Below are 23022 nucleotides of genomic sequence, written 5' to 3'. Positions count from 1 at the left end.
AACAGCGCTGACATCCATTTCACGTTACACGATCGCGGTTTCCAGGGCGGTAACTCAAGGGCAACCAATCGACCCGCACAGAGATTTCCGAGCAACCCTCGGACGCGCAGCGTAGGGCGAGCCACCTCATCGACGGAGGCGGATATACGGTCTTACCGTCGATCGGCGCGGCCGCAGGCAGGATAACGTGCGTTCCTGGTCTACATCAGTCTTCATCCGCCGCAGCGGATCTACTTATCTCAGTTGGCGCCTGTCAGCGTGCCTGCGCCATGCATTTCAGCTGCCGACGCGCTGCTCATCGATACGCACTCAAAAGCTTGCGGGCCTTGCTGTACGCGCGCCGCGCGGTGTCGGTTTTGCCTGTAGTCGGATCGCCAACGTAGAATGTGCCGCCGCTTCACATGGCATACGTGATCACTGCCAGCTTGCGTGCCGCCGCGAAACGCGCCTTGGCCTACGCCAGATAGTAGTTCGAGCCCACAGCTCGTCAGAGCTTAAGCTACCGCGCCTCGATCCGCAGCGCAGTTAATGTCTCTGGCGTGATCGTCCCCGTGACCTTCAGACCGTAATCCCCCTGCATCCGCTGCAGCCCAGCCCTCATCTCGGGTCCCATCACACCATTGAGTTCGCCGTTATAGTAACCGAAGGCCAGCATCGCGAACTGCACCTCAAGTACGATCTCCTTGAACCTGTTTGCGTTGCCCGGAAGAGTCTTAAGGGGAGCAGGCGCTGTTGCGGTCGCCGGCGGCTGATAAGTCGGGGTAGTCGACGGCGCCGAATAGAGCGGGCTCGATGGCGCTACGTACGATGGCGACGGGCTATTGTAGACTGACGGTCGGTAGGAGTAGCCACCGGTCGATGAACGATGGCTACTGTGCGAGCTATGACTCCTGTGTGAACTATGGCTGCGGTGACCAGCCAATGTGTACACGTGATCCATCTTGAAGATGTCAAACAAGGACAGCGACTTACCTCCGTCAGTCAACATCGGCTTTGAAGGTAAGGCCTGCCCCTCTGTGGGCATGAAGCCTGCGGCCAACAGTGACGGTATCGCAAACAGGCGTTTTTTCATCAGACCCCACCCAAGCTCGCATAGCCGTGCTCGCGCGGGTGCCATTCAAAGAACCCGCCGCAGTCGCCTCTAAGACTGCAGTTTTTGCAGTCATCCATGTATGCCCGTTTCCAATCAGAAATCGTTGACGGCGCGAGATGCCGATACGGTCCAGGGACCGTGCAAAGCGGAAAATTGAAAAGCTGGACATCGATGCTGCGGCTTCGGGCAATGTCGATTGCCTGCGCCACTGTTTCAAAGCCAGTCGAGCTGTCAAAGAACAGACGGCTCCAGTTTTGCCGCGCGTAGCCGATGTTTTCCAGCTGCATGATCGCCCAAGTCTGGATGAACGGCACCGATGTCGTCAGATACCTGGCAAGCCTGGGCAAACCTTGGGCGTTCGGTTGCATGAGAACCGTACGCAACTCGATTTGAGCGCCAGCCCTACCCAGGAATGCCAAGCCTGATTGAAGCTTCTCAAAAGCCCCGGCCTTGCCTACGATCTCGTCGTGGATGGTGGGATCGGCTGAATAGAGCGGCACGCCCCAAACCACGCGACTTCTGTCCAGAGCAAGCATCACTTCACGGTCAGCACTCTCAAAATGCTGGCCATTCGTAAGCACATGGAACCGCAGATCTTCTCGGGCCAGCATAACGCGAGCCAAAAACCCCAATAATTGGGCCTTGAACAACGTAGGCTCACCTCCCGAAATCCCGATCGTAGCCCCCTCGGGAGCCAGCATTGCCGCGGTTTCAAAATGCTCGAACAGATCGACATGCTGCTTCTTCGGCGGTTGCGAGCACATCACACAGAGCTGATCGCAGCGCTCCGTTACCAAGAACGTGTTGTGGGGAGATGTGCTTCGGATCAGGCGATCCGCGGTTCCACGCCGTGGATTGACGAGTAGCACATCGCCATCGACTTCCGACGGATCGATACCCAAAATTCGAACAGAACCGCCCTCGCCCACATATTCGGCAGCTTCAGCCCCTGCAGTTTCCAGACTGACATCGAAGGCACTTGTATTCGCGCGTACGTCGACGCTGTCCGTGCCTTCGAACGACCGGAGCCGTATCACAAATGGCTGTGTTGCTTGCGTTTCGGCTTTGATGCGGAGCGGTATCATGAATGCACCGTGACCATGCTTGGGTCCCAGCTCCCGATACCCAGCCAGGCGGCAACTGAGGCTCGAGCTGCGTCGTCCTGACGGTAGATCACCTCAAAAACCTTGTCGAAAATCGCGAGGTGTCGGCCACAGAACCAGGTGTCATGACGCGGCATGTCGATACGACCATACCGGGAGATGTCATCGATTACGTCGGAACCGCAGAACGGCTGGTACGCGCAATGAATGCAGTCCGGGTCGAAGTGATTGAAGGCACCGGAATTCAGGACCTCGACCTTCGATCTATCGATGCCCGTGATCACATCCCCGATGCTGAGGTCTATGCGGCCGATCCTTGACAGCATGCGAGCCTCGTCCGTCGGATAGAACCGTCCATCATGATCGATGACGAGATAGTCCGAAGCGAAGAACCCTGGATTGCGGATATCGACATGGTTGTCGGCTCCGAAGCGAAGAACCCGTTTCAGGCACTGGCTGAAATAGTATTCCTCCATAAAGCGCCCGGTACGATGATTGCGGTCGATCAGGCGGTCGATGAACTGTGAGTGGAGCTTGTTCCAGCGCCCCAATGCGTCCGCGCCTTGATCGAGTTTTCGGGCGAATCCTTGATGATTTATCGGCCGCAGGTAGACGGACTTGATCCCATACCGTTCGTAGCTGTCGAGAAGTCCCTCGAGATTCGGCGGCGAAGAGACGTCAATCGTCGGCAGAGCCGAGATTTTTCCCTCAGGATAACGTTCAACGGCAGCTTCGAGATTTGCGAAGAAGGCCTCGGTGCGGTCCTTGTCACGCGTCCGCTGACGCTCGTGGGTTGTCGCATCCCCGTCGAGCGAAGTGCTGATGAAGGTGTCATCCGCGTCGAGGAAAGCCCACGCTCGTTCATCAAGGTTCTGGAGGTTGGTGCAGACCACGAACTGCGCGCGGGCAAACTTGCCGCGGCAAAAGTCGCGTACGATCTCGAGCAGGTCGATGCGCAGCAGCGGCTCGCCACCTTGGAATTCAATTTTGATCTCTGGGCTTTCGATGGAACCCAGGAAAGCAAGGACGGCGGCCAAGGTTTCGTCGGTCCAATCAAAGCCGCGTGCCTTTTCCGGAGCCCGGGACACTTGGCAGTAACCGCACGCGAGGTTGCACCGGAGTGTCGGCACCAAGATCACGTAGTTGAGCTGCTGTGGTTTCGATTGTCGTTGCGACCACCGATAGGCAAACGATATCCAGGATAGATCGAGTTCGTCATTGAACGCATGGCCGCCCTCTCTCAGGAACGTCTGGTCCCCAACGTTTAATGCGTCGCTGGCATAACGGCCGAGGAAGCTGTCGTTCGACATGAAGAAGCCGCCGGCATCGTCAGCAAACAGAATTCTGCCGTCTGTGAGCTCGCGGAACTTAAGTGGCCAGACGTTCATCGCGAGGTCACAGCAGCAATCAAATTTGCCCTGAGGGGCAACGTCTCGGTGTAAATCTTCTCTCGATAGAGGGTATGCAGGAACGCACGCCGAAGATCAGCGACCTTTGAGTGGTCGCCGCATAAGATAGCGACTGCTCCGTGTTCCACCTGGACTTCAAGTTCGGGGAATTGAATTTGGAATTTGACAGCGGCGTTCAAAACAAAGGCTTCGAATTGCGGCGCAACAACAACCGTCAGAATAGAATCCGACTCTGAAACGATAATACCCACAGCCCACTCTCCCCAACAGGGATAGTGCACGTGTTATGTTTGCAATCAAGTGACGGAGATGAGGCCAGAGACAATGAATTGCCAGCTGCCGAGCAGTTTCAACAACAATTACGGAAACTCAGCTTGCACTGCAAAGCGGATACGCTGTCCCTCTAACACTCTAGGGCTTAGGGATTGTAGTTCTCAGCCGAAGTGGTGACAACCCGCTGATCCCAGCCGCAAGATCGTTAGCTACTGCGAGCTCATTCCACCCAGATCCCATCCCGTCGGAGCCGCTGGCTGGTCGTCGGGTATCCGATATTGCGTTGGTGCTAACAGTACCGCGTCTCATTGACCGCCACTTCTTTTTAGAAACGCGTCATCCAAGATTAAGTGGTCCAGCCTTTTGCGGGATTCTTCCGCATGCAATCTTACGCCAGGGTTTTCTTCTATAGCTCTGCCGTACCAATATCGTGCAGCATGTAGATCACCCAGCATTTCGTAGCATTGCCCCAATTTTTCTCCGAGATATCCAGCATCCAACGAAGGATCACCATCGGCCATAAACAGATATATCTTAATTGCATCCTGCGGCCTCCCCACAGAAACCATTTCTGCGGCAGATCTTTCTAGAGAATTTAAATCATATTTCATGATCATACCAATATATCATCGTGGGGCTGTCGGGTTAATAACCTCAATATGCACGTTTATATGAGCCGGCGACCAAGGGGCTTCAAAATTAATATGCGGGCCGTCATTTGGAGGGCGATCTCCATACTGCCCAGGATACAAATCAAATCGCAATTTCATCCCATTTGGAAATAGGAACTGCGCAGCCCCCTTTGGCGTCGGTTGGAACCGAGGAGCACCACCACCCGCAGCTTCAAGCCTAGAAGCCAGATCTTGCACGGCCGGGGGACAAACAGAGCCGGCCAAACCAAGTGGATCGATAAAACTGACAGGATTTCCACCAACATAGGCGTAGAGATTTCCTGCCGGATTAATAAGTTCTCCGATCGGATCCCTTGAAAGCCACTGTCCAACAATCGGATTATATGCCCGAAAGAGGGTAAGATCTAACCCATTATCGGGACTGCTGAACATCTTTGCATAGCCGAACTCAGTGAGTGGTGCAGCGGCCTGCAGCGGAACACCATAGGGATCGTAGCTGTAAGCTGGTGCGTCGGAGGCATTTTTGAACACTCTCCGTATCGAGCCAATTTGATCGATCCCATAATAGAAGGTTTGGGCCGAGGCTCCGGGAACAAATTCACCTTCAGGATAGTGCTGCCGGGTCACTGCATTGGCTGCGTTTCGGGCCTGACAGATGGCGCTGCCACACCAGATATAAGAGGTGACGACAGAAGCGCCACCGCCTGCTGGCGCACTGGTGATTGTCGTACGGCGCCCAAGTGCGTCATAGGCGAATATCGTAGCCTTGCCTGGTTGATCGGGGTAGGCGATCTCGATCAATCGATCTTCCGCATCCCAGCTATAGGTTCGTTGGCCGTCAGACAAAAGGTTGCCGTTAGCGTCCCAGATCAGCGCCTGACCCGAAAGACTGGTGAGCTGATTGAGATTGTTGTAGGCGGCGATTTGTGCGCCTGCCGAAGAGTACGCGGGGGATACGTCACTCGTTTCGGTTACTTTGGTTACGAAATTCTCAGGAGTGGTGACGTAATCGTATGTCGAGTACTGGCCGACCGAGAGACCGACATTGCTGATTTGAGACAACCGTCGATCGCCAGAGTTGGGCAGGTAATTCCAACTCGTTGCCAGTGTACTGCTTGCAAGCCTTCGCGACGTGATCTGGGCTGTTTGACCCAGATAGCCGAGAGTAAACGAACCAAGGTCACTAGCGTGAGAGGTTAGCCTCCCAAGGACATCATACCCGAACGTCTCAGCACCCGCCCCCTGGACGGTGCGCGTGGCTACCCGGTTCAATGCGTCATAGGCATACTCGATCGTGCTATCGGCTAGCGGCCCACCCTCCTGCTTGAGATTCAAAGCGCCCAATGAACCTACTGGGTAGTAATCATAGGATGTCGTGCTGCCGTTACTCGTCGTTGAAGCCAGGCGCAGGAAATACGGATCGTAGGCGAGTACTACATTTGGTGTTGAGTGTATGGCGTTCAGATAGCTGATAGCTGCAATTTGATTGTCGCCGGTGTAGCTGTACTGTTTTGATTGCCCAAGTGCGTCGAGAGTGGACCTGAGGCGGCTCGTTGTATTTTCATACGTATAGGTGAGCGTACCATTATCTGCATAGGTCTTCTGGCTGAGCCGACCCTCCACATCGTAGGACCAACGTGTGATGTTGTTCTTAGGATCGGTGAGGCTCGAGAGATTGCCAATGCGACTATAGCCAAACAGCACGCGTTGGCCGAGCGGATCTGTCACCGATGTCAATCGCCGATTGGCATCATAACGATATGTCCACTGGCGGCCTTCACGGTCACGATAAGATGCGAGATCGAGCTTGTCGTAGGCGTACTGATCGCTTGTGCCATCAGGATAAGCAATCTTTGTTAGGCGATCTGCGGCATCATAATCGTAGGTTGCGATCCACCCTTCTGAGTCCGTGAATGTCCTTATCCGCTCGAAGCTATCGTAGGTGTAGAACGCTGCGGTCGCATTGTTGGCGTTGATAACCTCGATCAGCCGGCTGGACGCGTTGTATCGATAGCTCGTCTTCTCGCCGAGAGGGTTCGTGGCCGAGGTTAGCTGCCCTGCGTTGTTATACGTGTAAGTGGTAATTTGTCCGGAAGCGTCCGTATAGATCACCGGACGATGACGGGTGTTGTAAACGTACTGCGCGATGGTTTGCTGAACGCCGAATTCAGTCGTCTGGCTGATAGAGGTCAGGTCAATCTGGTTGGCGTATGTATAGTTCGTTGTCCGCCCAATTGGATCGATCGCCTGGGTGAGATTGAAAAAGCCACCCGTGTCGTAAGAATAGCGGCTGACCTGGCTGGTTCCGTCATCCAACACCCGCCCGATCGCGATCGGTTTGCCAAAAGTTCCCCCGTAAGCACTGAGGGATTGACCCGGATAGTTATACCAGATCCGATTTTCAGAGGGGTATTTGACACTCTCGATCGCCGTCCCTTTGATCGAGGTGTCCGGCATATGAACGAAGTGCCGGATTCTAGCCTTGGTATAGTCGCAGCCGCCGCCAGAGGTGCATCCTGCCGCGACGTAGGCATCCTTGTCCCAATGGAAGCTGTTTCGATACTTTAGGTATTGATTGAGCGGGGCGAGCGGCATTCCTTGCGGCACGGTCGCCGCCGGATCGCTCTCGGGAATGGGCGCAGGCTCAAGCCACTCTTCACGTTCGTGGTAGCCTAGCGGGTCCGTTACTTCAACGAAACGAGGCGGGCCACTTGATCCCGGGGCAGTGTAGGCGAACTTTGTGGTGCCATAGGGAGTCGTCAGGGCGTTGATGAGGGAGTTGTCATCATAGCTGACACTCGATGTCAGGCCGATCGTGTCAGTGATCGATTTCAGGCGCGCGTTTCCGTCATATGCCAGAACAGCGCTGCGCCCAAAGGGATCCGTGATCTTGGTTATGAGCAAAGGGGATGTCGCCAACTCATAACTAAATGTGGTTAAGCGCCCGACAGCATCGGTCAGTGAAATAAGCCGGAACTGGCCATCGTAATTCAGAGTGGCCGCGTTGCCTTGCGGATCGATCACCCTGCTCAGAAAAATTCGCCGAGGATAGGCAGCGGCCCCGTCAGACTGCGCATAGATTTCAACGCTACCGTCAGGCATGAGATGGCGGTAGGTGATTGGAGAACCAGACGCGCGTACCAAGATGGATCCATCGCCATCCTGCGCAGCAAATCTTCCGTTCCTAGCCTGGTAGCCGAGATAGAAGAACGTGGTCCCATCTCGCAGGTAGGATGAGACGTTGGCGCCTGGATTCGTCGGATCATCCGTTACATAGCTCAGCCAGTTCAACGACCATTTTGGACTGATGTTGAAGAAGTTAAAGTTCGCGGGCTGGCTGTCCTGCCGTTGATTGTAGCTGATCTCGACCATCGCCGACGGGCCAATTGGTGGATTGTAGCCCACTGGCCGATCGGTGATCGTGACCGCGACACTCGCTTCTTTGATGTTATAGAAACACAGGCCACAGCCGCCATTAGGTCCACGTCCGCCAGCACCAGCACCTCCGCCACCACCAGCACCGCCACCACCAGCACCGCCGCCGCCAGCACCGCCACCACCGCCACCGCCAGCACCGCCACCACCGCCGCCGTTGGCATCTGGATCATTGTTGCCACCTGGTCTGTCACCATTGGTCGGCCCCTTCCCCCAAACCGAAGCGGCTTCAAAGGGTTCGACATCCCGCCATTGTTTGGCGGGGTCCAAATCTTGCGGAACAAGGTAATATCCACTTGCCTCGGTATCCAGCGCAGCCTTGGTCACCCAGAGGTCAGTTCCGGAAAACACAGAATCCCTAACGTGGTATCTTCCGTTCGCCTCACCAACGATGGCTGCGAAATGCCCTACTTTCCAATGCACGATTGACGGAACGGGAACTGGCTCACCCGGCCTGCGTATGACCAGCCGATGCGCGAATCCGGCATCGTCGGCGAGACGACCGACTTCGGCCAAGTTGGTTCCGTTGGGCCCGGCTTTATACCACTGCAGAGGATCAGCCTTCTCAAAGCTGACCTTGCGAGCCAACAGCAACTGCTTCAGCGCAAGGGGACCGCAGATGAACAGGTGTCGCGGATCCCGCGTGGTAAGCGCCAGTTGCTCGCTTGCACTTTGAATTGTCTCCGTTGCGGAGCCTGCAATTGGACGATCCCCGATGTCGCGAAACAGCGCTGCGAGCTCGTCTGTCTTGCCCAAGTTTGCGTAGAGCTGTGCAAGCTCTCCAACGGCTCGATCAACCAATGCCCTGGCGCGCGGCTCCCTCGAACTCTTTCCTGCGACCCATGCAGACTGCCAGGCGTGGATCGCCTTCGAAAAGTGGCCATCGTGGAGGTAAGACAGCCCAAGGTTGGCCCAAATCGCGGATGCCCAGCGGGAGTGCGGGTTGGATTCCAGGAACGCGACCAAATCGCCGTAGTTGGCCAGATCTGTCCTCTGATTGTAGGCATTCAAGGCATGCCGCAAGGCTGCATCTTCGGCAGAACTGGTGGCTTCAGTCGCCACGAGCGGTTCCTCGAAACGCGCAACTCGCATCGCCTCGGTCAAAGAACTGGGCTTTGACACAGCGGCTGTCTCAGTGGGTGACACGATCGGCGCCGCCAAAACCGCACTCTGTGCGGCAAATGACGCCAGCAACGCAGCGAGGACGAAGAATTGCCGTATCAATCTCATTCCGACCCTCATGTGCAAATAAGACAGACCCACATTGAACATGTCGCGGCCGCAGCCTACGGAACGTGGGTGGTCGTCAAAGAGTGCGGTTACCGCGCCCCTTTAGTTGCTTGTCCAATTCAAGCACCCCCAGTTGCCCACTCCCCACACAGGGTTGAGCATCCCGGATGTCCAGGAGAAACCGTTCCATTGCGCGACACCCCACACCGGAGGTGCTGCAGCCTTGGTGACCAAAACCTGTGACGTTCGATTTCCGGCGGGGTCATAACCATAAACCAGACACCGCAGTTGATTGTAAAAACCTGTCACCAGGCGCCCGGCCGGATCGTAGCTAAATGAAACGCCAGATTGATCTGCAGCGGCCGACCCCATGGCTGCAGAAATAAATAAAACCGACAATGAGAAGCATTGAACTCTCAAGCGTGCATTCATGCGCCGCCTCCGGTTGAAATGCTACAAGGTTGCCAATCCAACGAATTTAACGAAATGCGCCAGCGAATATCCACCCCAGAAAAGCTTAGCCAATACGGGTTAGCCAGTCAGGATTGAATGCCAATTCATCATTGAAGACGCTCAACGTCTAACAACGGTGAGTAGTTTCGTAAATTGAATTAGTTAATCCAGCATAGAAAATTTATTAGTCCAATTGTTTTGGTTATTTAAATTTTGTATTCAATAAACTTTTATTCTTACCATTGCCATGATCCGACAATCTTCAATTTTGATACTTGACATCTTCAAATTAATTGTAGCTACTCGCGCTATCCATCCGAATTGAGGTGACAGATGCAAGTCATTTTGCGTTTTGTACCTGCGGTCGCGCTATTAGGCGGCTTTGTTATTTCAACATCTTCTGCCTTTGCGGATTGCCCGATGCCGAGCGCGATCATCAATGGCCAGCCCGTAGACGCAACCCCGGTGAACAATAACTTCTCCGCGGTCTCCAACTGTATTGTCAAAAACTCTCCTGCCGGCTCTGCCAATTCTGTTCAGGTACGAGACTCTTCTGGCGGCTTTGGAGGAACCAATACACTGTCCGATGGGCAATTATTGATCGGGTCGACAGGCGCCCTCCCAATGAACTCGACCCTTACAGCCGGAACTGGAATAAACATCCAATCTTCGCCGAGCGGAATCATCATTGCAGCTCCCAGCGGCGGCAACGAAACCGCTGTTGACTGGCTCAATTCAGCTGCCGTCGTCCGGCCGTCAGTCGCCGCTTTTTCCCTCCGCACATCGACAACGCCTCCAAGCGGTGCTGGGATTACGGCCACTGTGCGTGGGTTTGCAATGACTGCGACGGGAGGGGCCGCCAACACAGCGATGATGGCCGAAACTCCCGCCCCGAGCGGAAAGTGGCAGGCAACAATGCTCACCGCCTATACGGGGGCAGCATCAAACTCCAGTGTTCCTGCAATTGCGGTCAGGGACTCCGTCAACAATCGCGCAGTTGAGTTTGGAATTGGAGCGCTGGGACAAAACGACTATCGCTTCAGTTATCTAAGGTCCTCTGGCGGATCAGGACTGGATCGCCTCCTTGGCACGGCAGCCACTTTTCAGGACATCGGATTGCCCGCGCCATCCGAGCCACTTTGGACCCGCCTTACCTACGACGGCACGACCCTGTCGTGGGCTTTCTCTCGCGACGGTCAGTTCTTTGTAACCGCTTACTCGGCGGCAGCGGACGATTATCTCGTAAACGTCGATCGTGTCGGACCAGCGATTCTCTTCTCCGAACCTGTATACCCTACATGGCCCGTATCGCAGCAAGTTCTGTCCTGGACACTTGTCAGCCTAAATTAGTATCCAATTCGAGGAAGTTTGCGACGATGAGGAAGATCAATTTCGCTCTTGCCTTTGGCACGGTCCTCGTTGCTACGAAGGCAGCATTCGGCCAATGCGTTCTACCGAACCAATTGACGAATGGACAAGTTGCTGACGCCACGCAAGTGATGGCGAATTTCAATGCCCTTGGGAACTGCGTGACCAACATTGCACCTGGTGGGCAGCAAAATTCCATCCAATTCAACAACGGGACCGGTGGTTTTGGTGGAGTTACCCCATTGACCGATGGTCAGGTTCTCATTGGCTCCAGTGGTCATCCCCCGCAAGCGGGTGCTATTACCGCGGGGCCAGGAATTGCGATCCTAAATGGCCCAGGAAGCATCACGATTGCAACCACAGGGAGTGGTAGCGGCGGGGATGTCGATTGGTTGAATTATTCTGCAGTGGCAAAGCCAATCGCGGCGAATTTTGCTCTAACAACATCGACCACTGCGCCAGTAGGCGCAGCTATTACCGCAACCTCCAGAGGCATGGCACTCACGGCAAGCACGGTAGCGAACAACCGTGCGATGATGGCAGAAGTCGATGCGCCATCCGGGAATTGGCAAGCCACAATGCTGACAGTGTATTCAGGCCCATTGTCCACATACAATTTACCAGGGATAGCCGTCAGGGACGTTGCGAACAGCCGGACCATCACGTTCGGCATAAGCGCCAACGGAAACAGTGCATATAGATTTGACTATTTGAAAATGTCCGGTGGAACCGGGTTCGATAGCTACTCCAACGATAGTGCTTTTTCAGATACGGGATTGCCAGCGCCTTCATCTCCGATTTGGTCGAGATTGACCTACAACGGCTCAAATTTCGTTTGGTCGTTCTCTAGAGATGGTCAGAATTTCTCGGACGCATATAGCGTCTCCGCCACGGACCACATCACAAATCGAAACAAGGTTGGTCCAGCCATCGTGTTTTTTTCGCAGACAAACCCCGGTTGGTCGGCTGCATATCATGTGCTTTCGTGGAAGGTTGCACCCCTCTAAATAGACCCTTCACTTCGAGTGCGCACCCCTCCATCATCTTTTCGGCGCGACAGCCTTCAGGCAGTGCGCGCCGAAAGGCAAAAATGTGCTTTGCGGCACTACCCGTCAAAACCAACGATCACGCTTTTGGCCTACCTGCAGGTTCCATCGCCGAGTTCAGTTTTGGGCTATTTGCGATCTTGACGAAGTCGATTTGCCCTTAGACGCTTAGATATGGAAAATAGGCGTTGCCCTCGTCTCGCACAAATTGCGCGAAGCCGACTGACTTCGCCTTCCGCTAAGGGTCCAGACACTCGATACTCAGTCTTCCGGCGCCAAGTCGTTGGAAGCGTTATTAGGAAGATAGGGCTCCGCACAATCAGTCAGCGGAAATCATTCTGCCGTCGAGCGGTGCCAAACTTGCTTCTAACATCGCTAGACCGTGTGCAGGTCAATCAAGCCTGATTTCCTCCACTAGCCCGGATAATTCGGCTGGCGGCACCAGCCAGAAAGTTCGAAAAGCTTCCAAGAACCCCAGGCAAACTGGACACCGCAGCGGACAATGAAGTCCACGGATATTCCGGCGAACATTCCGCATAGGAGCGGCAAATATCGTCGGCAGGAGAGCGTCCGAAAAGGCCTGTCGGCGGCTCCTTCGTGGGAACGAAAAAAGAAGAGAAGCAGAACTTTCGTGTGCGCTTTTTGCACACAACATCTCATAACTAGCTGAATTTATTTAAGTATCCATCCAGTCCATCATCGGCGCGATGGACAGGCGATGATCGCCATAGGCGCCCTGCCCGCCCGATTTTGCGTTGGTGTTCACGTATCGACGACTGCCCGTTGATGCCCGCTCACATAGGCCAATCGCCACGCCGGTGCAAACCTGGTGCCGCGATCGCTCTACCCGGCGAACGCCGGAGCCGTCGTAAAAGGCCGGTTTTCTCAGCGCTTGCGCAGCGCCTCCGACAGCGCCGCGCCGAACGAACCCTGTTGCGACTGGCCGCCTCGATTGTCCGGCTTGCTGGCGTGGTTCTTGCCGCCGCCGGGTGCCGGTTTCGCCGCCGGTGTCGAGCGTTCCGGTGCCTGACCGTCGCGTCGCATGGTCAGGCCGATGCGCTTGCGCGCCACGTCGACCTCGACGACCCGCACCTTCACCACGTCGCCGGCCTTCACCACCTCATGCGCGTCCTTCACGAAGCGGTCGGCAAGCTGCGAGACGTGCACCAGCCCATCCTGGTGCACGCCGATATCGACGAAGGCGCCGAAGGCGGCGACATTGGTGACGGTTCCCTCCAGAAGCATGCCGGGCTTCAAATCCTTGATGTCGTCGACGCCGTCGGCGAAGGTCGCCGTCTTGAAATCCGGGCGCGGGTCGCGGCCCGGCTTCTCGAATTCGAGCAGGATGTCCTTCACCGTCGGCAGGCCGAACCGTTCGTCGACGAACAGTTTTGGATCGAGCTTGCGCAGCGAGGTGCTGTCGCCCATCAGCGCGCGAATGTCGCGGCCGCAGCTGGCCACGATCTTGCGCGCCACCGGATAGGCCTCCGGGTGGATCGACGAGGCGTCGAGCGCCTCCGCACCGTCGCGGATGCGCAGGAAGCCGGCGCACTGCTCGAAGGTGCGCGCGCCGAGCCGCGGCACCGAAAGCAGGTCGGCGCGGCTGGCATAGGGACCGTCGGCGTCGCGGCGCGCCACGATCGCCTCGGCGATCGATTGGCCAAGGCCGGAAACGCGCGTCAGCAACGGCACCGAGGCGGTGTTGAGATCGACGCCGACGGCGTTCACCGCGTCCTCCACCACCGCATCCAGCGCCTTGGCCAGCCGGTACTGGTCGACATCGTGCTGGTATTGGCCGACGCCGATCGATTTCGGCTCGACCTTGACCAGCTCCGCCAGCGGATCCTGCAGGCGCCGCCCGATCGAGACGGCGCCGCGCAGCGACACGTCGAGACCGGGGAACTCGGCCGCCGCCGTCTCCGACGCCGAATAGACCGAGGCGCCCGCCTCGGAGACGATCACCTTGGTCGGCGTCGGTGCCGGCATGTCGGCCAGAAGCTCGGCCACCAGCCTCTCGGTCTCGCGGCTGGCCGTGCCGTTGCCGATGGCGATCAGCTCGATCTTGTGCTTGACGATCAGCCTGGCCAGCTCGGCCTGGGCGCCGCGCACGTCGTTCTTCGGCTGGAACGGATAGATGGTCGCCGTCTCCACCAGCTTGCCGGTCTGGTCGATCGCCGCCACCTTGACCCCGGTGCGAATGCCCGGATCGAGGCCGAGCGTCGGGCGCGAGCCGGCGGGAGCGGCGAGCAACAAATCCTTGAGATTGCGCGAGAAGACGCGGATCGCCTCTTCCTCGGAGCGCTCGCGCAATTCGCGCATCAGGTCGAGCGACAGTTGCAGCGAAAGCTTGACCCGCCAGGTCCAGCCGGCAACGTCGCGCAGCCATTGGTCGGCCGCGCCGCTGCCGATCCGCAGCGTCGCCGCCACCTTGTGCTCCACCGGCTTGTTCGGCGAAGCGATATCGGCATCCACTTCGATGGCGATGGACAAAATGTCCTCGTTGCGGCCGCGCAGGATGGCGAGCGCCCGGTGCGACGGCACGGTCGACCATTTTTCGGAATAGGCGAAATAGTCGGAGAACTTGGCGCCGGCCTCTGCCTTGCCGTCCAGCACCGCGGAGGTGACGACGGCATTGAGCTTCATATAGTCGCGCAAAGCGCCGATCAGCGTTGCGTCTTCGGCCAATTGTTCGGCGATGATGTCGCGCGCGCCTTCAAGTGCGGCCTTCACGTCGGCCACTTCGCCCGCCACATAGGCTTCCGCCGTCTTGTGCGGATCGAGCGAACGGTCCGCCAACAATGCCTCGGCGAGCGGCCCGAGCCCCCGCTCGCGCGCGATCTCGGCCTTGGTGCGGCGCTTCGGCCGATACGGCAGATAAAGGTCTTCCAGTTCGGCCTTGGTGACGGCGCCGGCGATCTTGAGCGCCAGCTCGTCGCTCATCTTGCCCTGCCCGGTGATCTCCTGAAAAATGGCGACACGGCGCGCTTCCAATTCGCGCAGATAGCCGAGCCGTTCGGCAAGATTGCGCAGCTGCGTGTCGTCGAGGCCGCCGGTCACCTCCTTGCGGTACCGGGCGATGAACGGCACCGTCGCGCCTTCGTCCAGAAGTGTGACGGCGGCGACGACCTGGGCGGTGGCCGCGCCGATCTCGGTGGCGATTGCGGCTGCGATCTTCTGCTCTGTCTGCATCTTGGTCCCGTGGTGATTTGCAACGGCGACCATAGAAAGATCACCGTGGCGCGGGTACGGCGGCATTCGCTGTCTCCACAATAAATGCTGAACAAAACACCGAACCGGGGACCGGGACGGGAAAACGTCCCCCTCCGAAAGACCCGTGGACGGTCGCTGGCCGCCTTGTTTGGCGGCCCTGCCCGCTTCCGCTTGATCCCATGCGGTGCTAGGGCATCCCCAGCTTCCGCCCGAACGAAAACGCCCGCTTCAACCCGAATTGGAAACGACCTTGGCCAGCCTCGACCCGACGAAAAAACTCCCGGTGATTGAAATCTGCGTGGAAGGCATTGACGGCCTGCTTGCCGCCGAGCGCGCCGGCGCCGACCGCGTCGAGCTCTGCGCCAGCCTTGTCGAGGGCGGCATCACGCCCAGCCTCGGCACCGCAAGGCTGGGCCTGGAACTGGCGAAAATTCCGTTCCACGTCATCGTGCGGCCACGCGGCGGCGATTTTCTCTATAGCGACGACGAATATCGTTCGATGCTGGCCGACGTCGCGGCGCTTCGCGAACTCGGCGTCGCCGGCGTGGTCGTCGGCTGCCTGACCGCCGATGGCGCCATCGACGAGGTCCGCATGGCCGCGCTCGTCGAGGCAGCCGGCCCGCTCGCCGTCACCTGCCACCGCGCCTTCGACATGACGCGCGACGCAGCCGAGGCGCTGGAAGCCCTGGTCCGCTGCAAGGTCGGACGCGTCCTGACCTCGGGCCAGCGCGACACCGCCATCGAGGGCGCCGATCTTCTGGCCGCGCTGGTCAGGCAGGCGGGTGGACGCATCATCATCATGGGCTGCGGCGCGCTCGACGCCGACAATATCGGCGCGGTCAGGGCGAAGACCGGGCTGACCGAAATGCACTTCGCCTCGCTCAGGCACGAGGCCAGCGCCATGCGCTACCGCAACCCGAATGTCGGCATGGGCGGCGACGATCTCGACCGCGAATACCGCAACACCTTCACCGACGAGGCGCTGGTGGCCGCCACCATCGCAGCCGCCCGCGCATGACGGCACCGCTCCCCATCGAGGCCGTCGTTGCCGCCGACGAGCCGGCGGTCCTGGAACTCAACAACGAGCACGCCGCCGAGCTCTCCTGGCTGGAACCGGAACGGCTCACCGCTCTGCTCGACGCGTCTTTCCATGCACGCCGCATCGGCAGGCTCGAGGCGTTCCTGATGACCTTCGACCAGGACGCCACCTATGACAGCCCGAACTTTCTGTGGTTTCGCGACCGCTATCCGCGCTTCGTCTATGTCGACCGCGTCGTCGTCGCCTCCAGCGCGCGCGGGCGCGGCCATGCGCGCCGGCTTTACGAGGATCTGTTCGCGCGCGCCGCGGCCGCCGGCCACGAACTCGTCACCTGCGAGGTGAATGCCGACCCGCCCAATCCCGCCTCCGACGCTTTTCATGCCGCGTTGGGGTTTCGCGAGGTCGGCGACGCCGTCATCCATGGCGGCAAGAAGGCCGTGCGCTACTACGCCAAGACACTCGCCGATTAGAATAGGAACTCGCCTCGGGAGCCGCACCCGGCCTAAGCCGGTCGCGCTCCCGAAGAGTTCAAGCTCCGCTGGTTACGGCATCGTCGGCTTGGGCAAAGCCTCGCCTTTATAGGCCGCGTCTCCCTCGATCAGGGTCAGCATCACTTTCGTCGCCGCGATCTGGGTCGGGGGGATCTTGGTCACGTCATGGCCCAGCACCACGATATCGGCGCGCTTGCCGACCGTCAGCGTGCCGGATTGCGCCTCGTCGAAGGCCGCATAAGCGCCATTCGCCGTATAGGCCTTGATCATGTCCATCACCTCCAGACGGTGCTGCGGCGTCAGCACCCGGCCGTTAGGGTCGGCTATGTCCTGCCGGGTGACGGCGATCTGGATGGCTTCGAGCGGATTCATCGACGATACGCTCCAGTCGCTCGAACCGACCAGCAAAGCGCCTGCCTGCTTCAGCGCGCCGAATGGATAAAGCTGTTGCGACCGCTCCGGCCCGATCTTCGGCTCGGTCAGGTTGACGATATAGGGGTCCGGATAAGCCCAAAGCGCCTGGATATTGGCGAGCACGCCGAGCGCCTTGAAGCGCGGAATGTCGGCGGGATCGATCAGCTCGAGATGGGTGATCTGGTGACGGCTGTCGCGGGTGCCGTTGGCGACCCGCGCCGCCTCGTAGGCATCGAGCGTGGCGCGCACCGCGCGGTCGCCGATGGCGTGCGCGTGCAGTTGCAGCCCGGCCTTGTCGGCGGCGATGGCAATCTCCTTCATCGCCTGCGGCGTGAACAAAAGGTCGCCGGCCTGATTGCTGCCGACATAGGCCTCGATCAACGCCGCGGTACCGGTCTCGATGACGCCATCGACAAAAAGCTTGGCCGCGTTGACTTCGAGATGCGGCGAGGCATAGCGCGCCTTGTAGTCGAGCACCTTGGCGACACCGGCCGCGGCGCCTTCCTTGGCCTCGATCTGCACGGCCGCCTTCACGCGCAGATTGAGCTTGCCGGCCGCGTCGGCGCGCTGATAGCCGCGCAGCATCCATTCCTTGGCGGCGGGATCGATGATGGCGGTTATGCCATAGCTTTCGGCCTCGGCCATCGCCTTGGCGAGGCCCGCATCGACCTGGCTGTCGGGATATTCCGGCAACAGGCTGCTGACCAGCGACATGGCGCTTTCGCGCAGCAGACCGGTCGGCTGGCCTTGCGCATCCACCTCGATGCGACCGCCTTCCGGCGCCTTGGTCTCGGCGGTGATGCCGGCCGCCTTCAGGGCCGCGGTGTTCACCCAGGCCGAATGGCTGTCGGCGGCGGCAACGAAAATCGGACGCGGACCGGTGATGGCATCGAGAACGGCGGCCGACGCGTTGGGCAGCGTCGTCGGGTCCCACAAGCTGGCGCGAATCCAGGCGTTTTCCGGCAATTTGCCCACGCCCTTTTCGATCGCGGCGCGCAAGCCGGCCTCATCGGCAACGCCACTGAGGTCGATGTCCTGCAATTCGGTCGCGCTCCAGATCAGATGGTTGTGCGAATCCTGGAAGCCCGGCAGCACCAGTGCCTCCGCCGGCAGGTCATAGACCGTCGCCCCTTTCAGGAATGGTGCCATGTCGTCGGCCGAACCCACGGCGGCAACGCGGCCGTCAACGATCGCCACGGCCTGCACCTCGGGCTTCTGCTGGTCCATGGTCAGCACGCGCGCGCCGCGCAGGATCAGCGCCTGGCTGTCGGCGTAAGCTGCCGGCGTGCCGGCGACAAGTGCGAATGCGCTGGCGACAAGCCACGCTTTACCCCTGATGGTGGACATCGTGTTTCCTCCCGGTTTCTTGATGCCGGGACGCTAGCGGCCGCCCGCGCCCCGTCAAGCGGCCACGCCGGCGCGACGTGGCGACCAGCCGGCGCGAAAACGCCGGCAAGACCATCCGCTCTTCGCCGAATCTCTGCTCAAGGATCAAAACCGAACATAGCGCGGGCAACGACGGCAATCCGTCGCAATCTGCCCCGCCATCTCCTTGACGAGCCTGCGCAATCTGCCATCCTCCACCCTATCGTGGTGCGCATCAGCGGACGGGCCGATGACGAGGGAAAAACACGGTCGCGCGGCGGTTTTCTCGCCATCCTTGTCGCTGGCCGCGCTGGGCGTCGTCTATGGCGACATCGGCACCAGCCCGCTCTACGCTTTCTCACAAGCCATCAATGCCAGCGGTCCGGGCGGTGCCAGCCAGCCCTGGATCGTAACCGGCGTCGTGTCGCTGATCTTCTGGGCGCTGATCCTGGTCGTTTCGCTGAAATACGCGGTGCTGATCCTGCGCGCCGACAACAAGGGCGAAGGCGGCATCGTAGCGCTGCTCGCCATCCTTGAGGGCAGCGCCCGCCGGCGCGGCCGCCAGCAGATGGTCTTGCTGGTCGTCGGCCTGGTCGGTTCCGCGCTGCTTTATGGCGACGGCGCCATCACGCCTGCCATTTCCGTGCTCAGCGCCATCGAGGGGCTGGAAGTGGCCGCCCCCTCGCTCACCCCTGTCGTGGTGCCGCTGACGGTGGTGATTTTGCTGGCGCTGTTCCTTGCCCAGCGTTTCGGCACGGGCACGATCGGTCGTTTCTTCGGCCCGGTCATGCTCGCCTGGTTCGTCACCATCGGCCTGCTTGGCCTGGTCGAAGTGCTGCGCGCGCCGGCGATCCTGACGGCGCTCAATCCTTTCGTCGCGCTCACTTTCCTGTTGCACGCCAATCCGGTGGTCTCCTTCGCGGTGCTCGGCGCCACCTTCCTCGCCGTCACCGGCGGCGAGGCCATGTATGCCGACATGGGCCATTTCGGCCGCAACGCCATTCGCCTCGCCTGGTTCGCCGTCGCCTTGCCCGCCCTGGTGCTCAACTATTTCGGCCAGGGCGCGCTGTTGCTGAGCGATCCAGCGGCAGCCAACAACCCCTTCTACAATCTGGTTCCGGACTGGGCGCATTTTCCGGCCATCGCGTTCGCCACGATCGCCACCATCATCGCCAGCCAGGCGATCATCTCGGGCGCCTTCTCGCTGGCCCGCCAGTCGATGCAGCTCGGCATCCTGCCGCGCCTCACCGTCAAGCAGACCGCGAATGACGAGTTCGGCCAGATCTATGTGCCGCTGGTCAACTGGCTGCTTTGCGCCGCCACCATCACCGCCGTGCTCGGTTTCCGCTCCTCCGACGCGCTGGCCGGCGCCTATGGCATCGCCGTCTCGCTGCTGATGGCCATCACCACCCTGTTGGCGGCGCTGGTCGCCCGTCACTGGGGTTACAACCTCTTCCTCGTCATCCTGGTCAATGGCGCCTTCTTCATCGTCGACCTGATCTTTGTCGCCGCCAACTCCATCAAGCTGTTCGAGGGCGGCTGGTATCCTCTCTTGCTGGCAATCCTGGTCGCCATGCTGATGCTCACCTGGCGGCGCGGCCAGATGCTTGCCGAACAGGCCCGCCGGCATCTGCGCGCCGAGGAAAGCGCCTTCTTCGCCGCGATGGAAGAACGGAAACCGGTACGCTTGCCAGGAACGGCGGCGTTCCTCTCCTCCGCCGCCAGCGGCATCCCGCTTTCCTTGAGCATCTTCTTGCGCCACACCCGCGCCATCCCCACGCGCGTCATGCTCGTCACCGTGCAAGGTGCCGAGACCCCGCGCATCAAGGATGAAGATCGTGTCACCGTTGTCCCGCTGCGCCCCGATTTCGAGCGTGTCATCCTGCGCTATGGCTTCATGGAAGAGCCGGATGTGCTGCGTGGCCTGCGCCTCGGCCTGTCGCGCGGCCTGATCGCGCCGGTCGACCTTGGCGAAGTCTCCTTCTACATCGGCAGCGAAACGGTCATTCCTTCGCGTAAGGTCGCCGGCATGGCCTTCTGGCGCGAGGTGCTCTACGCCATGCTCCAGCGCAATGCCGAGCGCTCCGCCGCTTATTTCCGCATCCCGGCGCCACAGGTCGTGCAGCTCGGAACCGAAATCGAGATCTAGGCTCGCTCGACGGCGCTGGCCAGACCGCTCTGGCCGATCCAGCGGGTAAAACTCGCGGCAAGCCCGGCGTCGCCGTCCAGCTCGATGCGGCCGGCGCGCAACTCGTCGTCGAAACTGCTCATTCCCATCCATGCCGACGTCATGGCGCGAAGATCGGCGGTTACCAGGAGGTCGATCTGGAAAGCCGGGTCGATCGAGCACAGATCGACCGGCATGCCCGGCGCCACGATCAGCCAATAACGGCCTTCGTCGGCGGGCAGGCTATTGAAGCCGAATTCGACGACGACGCGCCTGCGCGGCATCGGGTCGGGTCGCAGGTTGCGGCGCATGTTCCACATCAGCAGCCGTGGATCGAGATTGGCCAGCGAGCAGTCCGAATCGACCCAGCGCAATGCCCAGCGCCCGATACCCTGGATGATCGGCGCGAGGTCGCGGCCCGACCGGGTGAGCGTGTATTCGCCATCGACATGGTCGAGAACACCGGCATCCACCAATTCGCGCAGCCGCTTGGCGAGCAGCGCCGAGGACATGCGCGGCACGCCGCGCCGGATATCGTTGAACCGGGTCGAGCCCGACAGCATCTCGCCGAGCACCACCAGCGTCCACCGCGTCGCCAGCAGTTCGGCCGCCATGGCGATCGGGCAGAACTGCCCGTAGAGCGAGGCTTCGCCACCGGGAATGTTGATCCGGTCGCGGTTGTCGGAGGCTTCCGCTTGCTTGAGCACCGGTTCAGTTCCTGAACTTGTCGCTGCCGTCGAATGTGCGATTCTCGCAGAAACAACCGAGAGGAGCAACTCATGCCACTGGTGGATATTCATGTGATCAAGGGCGTGTTCACGCCCGAACAGAAGTCGGCGATGATCGCCAAGGTTACCGACGCGATGGTGTCGGTGGAGGGCGAGAAGCTGCGCGGCGTCACCTGGGTGAAGATCAACGAGGTGGAAGGCGGCGACTGGGCGATCGGCGGCCAGCCCTTGCAGGCGGCCGATGTCAGGAAAATGGCCGGGCACGCGACCTAGACGTCGCTTGCCCGTGCATTGAAAAGCGATCCGATCCCGTCGAGGCCATCCACCTCGACGGGATCGGACAGCGGTTCAGCTCACTGGGGGTGACGACGATCCTGCCCCAGAATAGCCAGCAATTCGGACCCGCGGCTGAGGTCGCCACCCCTTTGCATAATGTCGCCTGCTTCGATGATCGCCATTTCCAGAAGATAGGCGAGCATATCAAATCCATCCCTCTCGGCCGCCTGGCGGTGAGAAGTCAGTGCCTGTTTCATCAGTCCCAGCGTCTCGCGCTGCATGTCGGTTAGCTGCATCGGTCCTACTCCGTCCAGCAACGCCAATATTATATGCAGCATTGCGAAAATACGAAAGCCCGCTAACAAGACTGGAACGGGTTCGTTGCCGTCCGGCGGGCGCCCATACTGACTTCTGCTGCCAACAAATGGCCAGCGCCAGCCTCCATTCAAGGGCAGCGGTGACTAACCGTTCCGTGAAGCTTTGACACCGCCGTCTTTCACGCCAGTTCCGCACCGCAATTCATGCACGGGCCCTTCATGAGCACAACGAACGACGCCGATTTCTGGGACCGAACCTCGCGGCGATATGCGGTCGCCGCGATTGCCGATCCGGCCGGCTATGAGCGCACGCTGGACCGCACCCGCGCCCTGCTCGAACCGCATGCCCGGGTGCTGGAACTGGGTTGCGGCACGGGAACGACGGCGCTCAAGCTCGCGGGTGGCGTACAAAGCTATCTCGCGACGGATATTTCCACCGAAATGATCGCCATTGCCAAGGAAAAGCACGCCGCCGACCCCAGGCCGGCGCTGTCCTTTCGCGTCGCCACCGCCGAGATGCTTACGCCCGAGGTCGAACAGTTCGATGCCGTTCTGGGCTTCAACTATCTCCATCTGGTGCGCGACCTGCCCGGCACGCTGCGCCGCATCCACGCCCTGCTCAGGGCCGAAGGGCTGTTCATCACCAAGACGCCTTGCGTCGGCGACATGAACCCGCTCATCCGCCTCGTTTTGTTGCCCGCCATGCGCGCGATCGGCAAGGCGCCTCACGCCAACGTCTTCAAAGAAGCTGAACTCAGCCAGCTTATCTCCGCCGCGGGCTTCGACATTCTCGTCAATGAACGCCATGCGACCAAGGGCAACGAAATCTGCCCCTACATCGTGGCGCGCAGGAGATGATGCGAACGGTCGGGACTGCGGGGAAACCCGTTGCGGGGTTTCGACACACAAAATACGCGGCGTTTCGCGCGCCGCGTTGACCGGGCGGTAACCTGACTTGTCTTCGCTCGTTGCG

Annotated in this window: 18 protein-coding genes; 7 read left to right on the top strand and 11 right to left on the bottom strand. The window is 59.6% G+C overall.

The window, feature by feature from the left end:
* Window positions 1-499: 499 nt before the first annotated feature.
* The 7 genes from hxsA to FZF13_RS21290 form a co-directional block, all read right to left on the bottom strand.
* Window positions 500-1072: a His-Xaa-Ser repeat protein HxsA gene (gene hxsA, locus FZF13_RS21320; protein WP_036255203.1), complete on the bottom strand. Its 573-nt coding sequence runs from the start codon at window positions 1070-1072 to the stop codon at window positions 500-502.
* A complete protein-coding gene (gene hxsC, locus FZF13_RS21315; RefSeq protein ID WP_024925273.1) occupies window positions 1072-2178 on the bottom strand; it encodes a His-Xaa-Ser system radical SAM maturase HxsC in 1107 nt (368 codons plus the stop codon). The genes hxsA and hxsC overlap by 1 nt, the downstream gene beginning before the upstream one ends.
* Window positions 2175-3584, bottom strand: coding sequence for a His-Xaa-Ser system radical SAM maturase HxsB (gene hxsB / locus FZF13_RS21310; RefSeq protein ID WP_024925274.1), 1410 nt, complete (start codon window positions 3582-3584; stop codon window positions 2175-2177). The genes hxsC and hxsB overlap by 4 nt, the downstream gene beginning before the upstream one ends.
* The gene (locus FZF13_RS21305) at window positions 3581-3856 is read right to left on the bottom strand and encodes a hypothetical protein (RefSeq protein WP_024925275.1); all 276 of its coding nucleotides are present in this window, start codon (window positions 3854-3856) and stop codon (window positions 3581-3583) included. Before FZF13_RS21305 ends, hxsB begins: the two co-directional genes overlap by 4 nt.
* Window positions 3857-4183: 327 nt before the next feature.
* A complete protein-coding gene (locus FZF13_RS21300) occupies window positions 4184-4495 on the bottom strand; it encodes a tetratricopeptide repeat protein (protein WP_081766936.1) in 312 nt (103 codons plus the stop codon).
* A 9-nt stretch (window positions 4496-4504) separates the two neighbouring features.
* A complete protein-coding gene (locus FZF13_RS21295; RefSeq protein WP_137901404.1) occupies window positions 4505-9007 on the bottom strand; it encodes an RHS repeat-associated core domain-containing protein in 4503 nt (1500 codons plus the stop codon).
* Window positions 9008-9277: 270 nt separating this feature from the next.
* The gene (locus FZF13_RS21290) at window positions 9278-9607 is read right to left on the bottom strand and encodes a hypothetical protein (protein ID WP_137901405.1); all 330 of its coding nucleotides are present in this window, start codon (window positions 9605-9607) and stop codon (window positions 9278-9280) included.
* Between the two features lie 354 nt (window positions 9608-9961).
* Here FZF13_RS21290 and FZF13_RS21285 point away from each other — a divergent pair, with 354 nt between their 5' ends.
* Together FZF13_RS21285 and FZF13_RS21280 are read left to right on the top strand one after the other, a co-directional pair.
* Window positions 9962-10978, top strand: a complete 1017-nt coding sequence (locus FZF13_RS21285) for a hypothetical protein (protein WP_244431260.1) — start codon at window positions 9962-9964, stop codon at window positions 10976-10978.
* A 26-nt stretch (window positions 10979-11004) separates the two neighbouring features.
* A complete protein-coding gene (locus FZF13_RS21280) occupies window positions 11005-12003 on the top strand; it encodes a hypothetical protein (protein WP_081766938.1) in 999 nt (332 codons plus the stop codon).
* 924 nt (window positions 12004-12927) lie between these two features.
* On the opposite strand, the gene FZF13_RS21275 is transcribed toward FZF13_RS21280, so the two are convergent.
* On the bottom strand, window positions 12928-15231 hold the full coding sequence (locus FZF13_RS21275; RefSeq protein ID WP_024925278.1) for a Tex family protein: 2304 nt from the start codon (window positions 15229-15231) through the stop codon (window positions 12928-12930).
* Between the two features lie 271 nt (window positions 15232-15502).
* On the opposite strand from FZF13_RS21275, the gene FZF13_RS21270 reads away from it, so the two are divergent.
* On the top strand, window positions 15503-16270 hold the full coding sequence (locus tag FZF13_RS21270) for a copper homeostasis protein CutC (RefSeq protein WP_036255218.1): 768 nt from the start codon (window positions 15503-15505) through the stop codon (window positions 16268-16270).
* Window positions 16267-16761, top strand: coding sequence for a GNAT family N-acetyltransferase (locus tag FZF13_RS21265; RefSeq protein WP_024925280.1), 495 nt, complete (start codon window positions 16267-16269; stop codon window positions 16759-16761). Before FZF13_RS21270 ends, FZF13_RS21265 begins: the two co-directional genes overlap by 4 nt.
* Before the next feature lie 72 nt (window positions 16762-16833).
* Here FZF13_RS21265 and FZF13_RS21260 read toward each other — a convergent pair whose 3' ends face one another.
* Entirely contained in the window at window positions 16834-18543 is a 1710-nt protein-coding gene (locus FZF13_RS21260; protein WP_024925281.1) for an amidohydrolase, read from the bottom strand.
* Between the two features lie 268 nt (window positions 18544-18811).
* Between FZF13_RS21260 and FZF13_RS21255 the strand changes: the two genes are divergently transcribed.
* Window positions 18812-20710: a potassium transporter Kup gene (locus FZF13_RS21255; RefSeq protein ID WP_051504876.1), complete on the top strand. Its 1899-nt coding sequence runs from the start codon at window positions 18812-18814 to the stop codon at window positions 20708-20710.
* On the opposite strand, the gene FZF13_RS21250 is transcribed toward FZF13_RS21255, so the two are convergent.
* Window positions 20707-21435 carry a winged helix-turn-helix transcriptional regulator gene (locus FZF13_RS21250; RefSeq protein ID WP_024925283.1) on the bottom strand — a complete coding sequence of 243 codons (729 nt, stop codon included), beginning with the start codon at window positions 21433-21435 and terminating at the stop codon, window positions 20707-20709. The genes FZF13_RS21255 and FZF13_RS21250 overlap by 4 nt on opposite strands.
* 72 nt (window positions 21436-21507) lie before the next feature.
* Between FZF13_RS21250 and FZF13_RS21245 the strand changes: the two genes are divergently transcribed.
* Window positions 21508-21729, top strand: a complete 222-nt coding sequence (locus tag FZF13_RS21245) for a tautomerase family protein (RefSeq protein WP_024925284.1) — start codon at window positions 21508-21510, stop codon at window positions 21727-21729.
* Window positions 21730-21809: 80 nt separating this feature from the next.
* Here the strand turns inward: FZF13_RS21245 and FZF13_RS21240 are convergent, their stop codons facing one another.
* Window positions 21810-22028, bottom strand: a complete 219-nt coding sequence (locus FZF13_RS21240; RefSeq protein WP_024925285.1) for a hypothetical protein — start codon at window positions 22026-22028, stop codon at window positions 21810-21812.
* Window positions 22029-22268: 240 nt separating this feature from the next.
* Here FZF13_RS21240 and FZF13_RS21235 point away from each other — a divergent pair, with 240 nt between their 5' ends.
* Window positions 22269-22907 (top strand): class I SAM-dependent methyltransferase, encoded by a 639-nt coding sequence (locus FZF13_RS21235; protein WP_024925286.1) that lies wholly within the window; start codon window positions 22269-22271, stop codon window positions 22905-22907.
* Window positions 22908-23022: the final 115 nt, after the last annotated feature.

Origin of the sequence: Mesorhizobium terrae, from assembly GCF_008727715.1 — a bacterium.
Classification (GTDB): domain Bacteria; phylum Pseudomonadota; class Alphaproteobacteria; order Rhizobiales; family Rhizobiaceae; genus Mesorhizobium; species Mesorhizobium terrae.
Note: the sequence above shows the minus strand (reverse complement) of the source record. Positions and strands in the feature narration are given on the sequence as shown.

Excerpts from the sequence above, each read along its gene's own strand:
- FZF13_RS21290 (WP_137901405.1), bottom strand. The coding sequence starts at position 9,607 with ATGAATGCACGCTTGAGAGTTCAATGCTTCTCATTGTCGGTTTTATTT.
- hxsA (WP_036255203.1), bottom strand. The coding sequence starts at position 1,072 with ATGAAAAAACGCCTGTTTGCGATACCGTCACTGTTGGCCGCAGGCTTC.
- FZF13_RS21265 (WP_024925280.1), top strand. The coding sequence starts at position 16,267 with ATGACGGCACCGCTCCCCATCGAGGCCGTCGTTGCCGCCGACGAGCCG.
- FZF13_RS21285 (WP_244431260.1), top strand. The coding sequence starts at position 9,962 with ATGCAAGTCATTTTGCGTTTTGTACCTGCGGTCGCGCTATTAGGCGGC.
- FZF13_RS21245 (WP_024925284.1), top strand. The coding sequence starts at position 21,508 with ATGCCACTGGTGGATATTCATGTGATCAAGGGCGTGTTCACGCCCGAA.
- FZF13_RS21255 (WP_051504876.1), top strand. The coding sequence starts at position 18,812 with ATGACGAGGGAAAAACACGGTCGCGCGGCGGTTTTCTCGCCATCCTTG.
- hxsB (WP_024925274.1), bottom strand. The coding sequence starts at position 3,584 with ATGAACGTCTGGCCACTTAAGTTCCGCGAGCTCACAGACGGCAGAATT.
- hxsC (WP_024925273.1), bottom strand. The coding sequence starts at position 2,178 with ATGATACCGCTCCGCATCAAAGCCGAAACGCAAGCAACACAGCCATTT.
- FZF13_RS21275 (WP_024925278.1), bottom strand. The coding sequence starts at position 15,231 with ATGCAGACAGAGCAGAAGATCGCAGCCGCAATCGCCACCGAGATCGGC.
- FZF13_RS21235 (WP_024925286.1), top strand. The coding sequence starts at position 22,269 with ATGAGCACAACGAACGACGCCGATTTCTGGGACCGAACCTCGCGGCGA.
- FZF13_RS21260 (WP_024925281.1), bottom strand. The coding sequence starts at position 18,543 with ATGTCCACCATCAGGGGTAAAGCGTGGCTTGTCGCCAGCGCATTCGCA.
- FZF13_RS21280 (WP_081766938.1), top strand. The coding sequence starts at position 11,005 with ATGAGGAAGATCAATTTCGCTCTTGCCTTTGGCACGGTCCTCGTTGCT.
- FZF13_RS21240 (WP_024925285.1), bottom strand. The coding sequence starts at position 22,028 with ATGCAGCTAACCGACATGCAGCGCGAGACGCTGGGACTGATGAAACAG.
- FZF13_RS21300 (WP_081766936.1), bottom strand. The coding sequence starts at position 4,495 with ATGATCATGAAATATGATTTAAATTCTCTAGAAAGATCTGCCGCAGAA.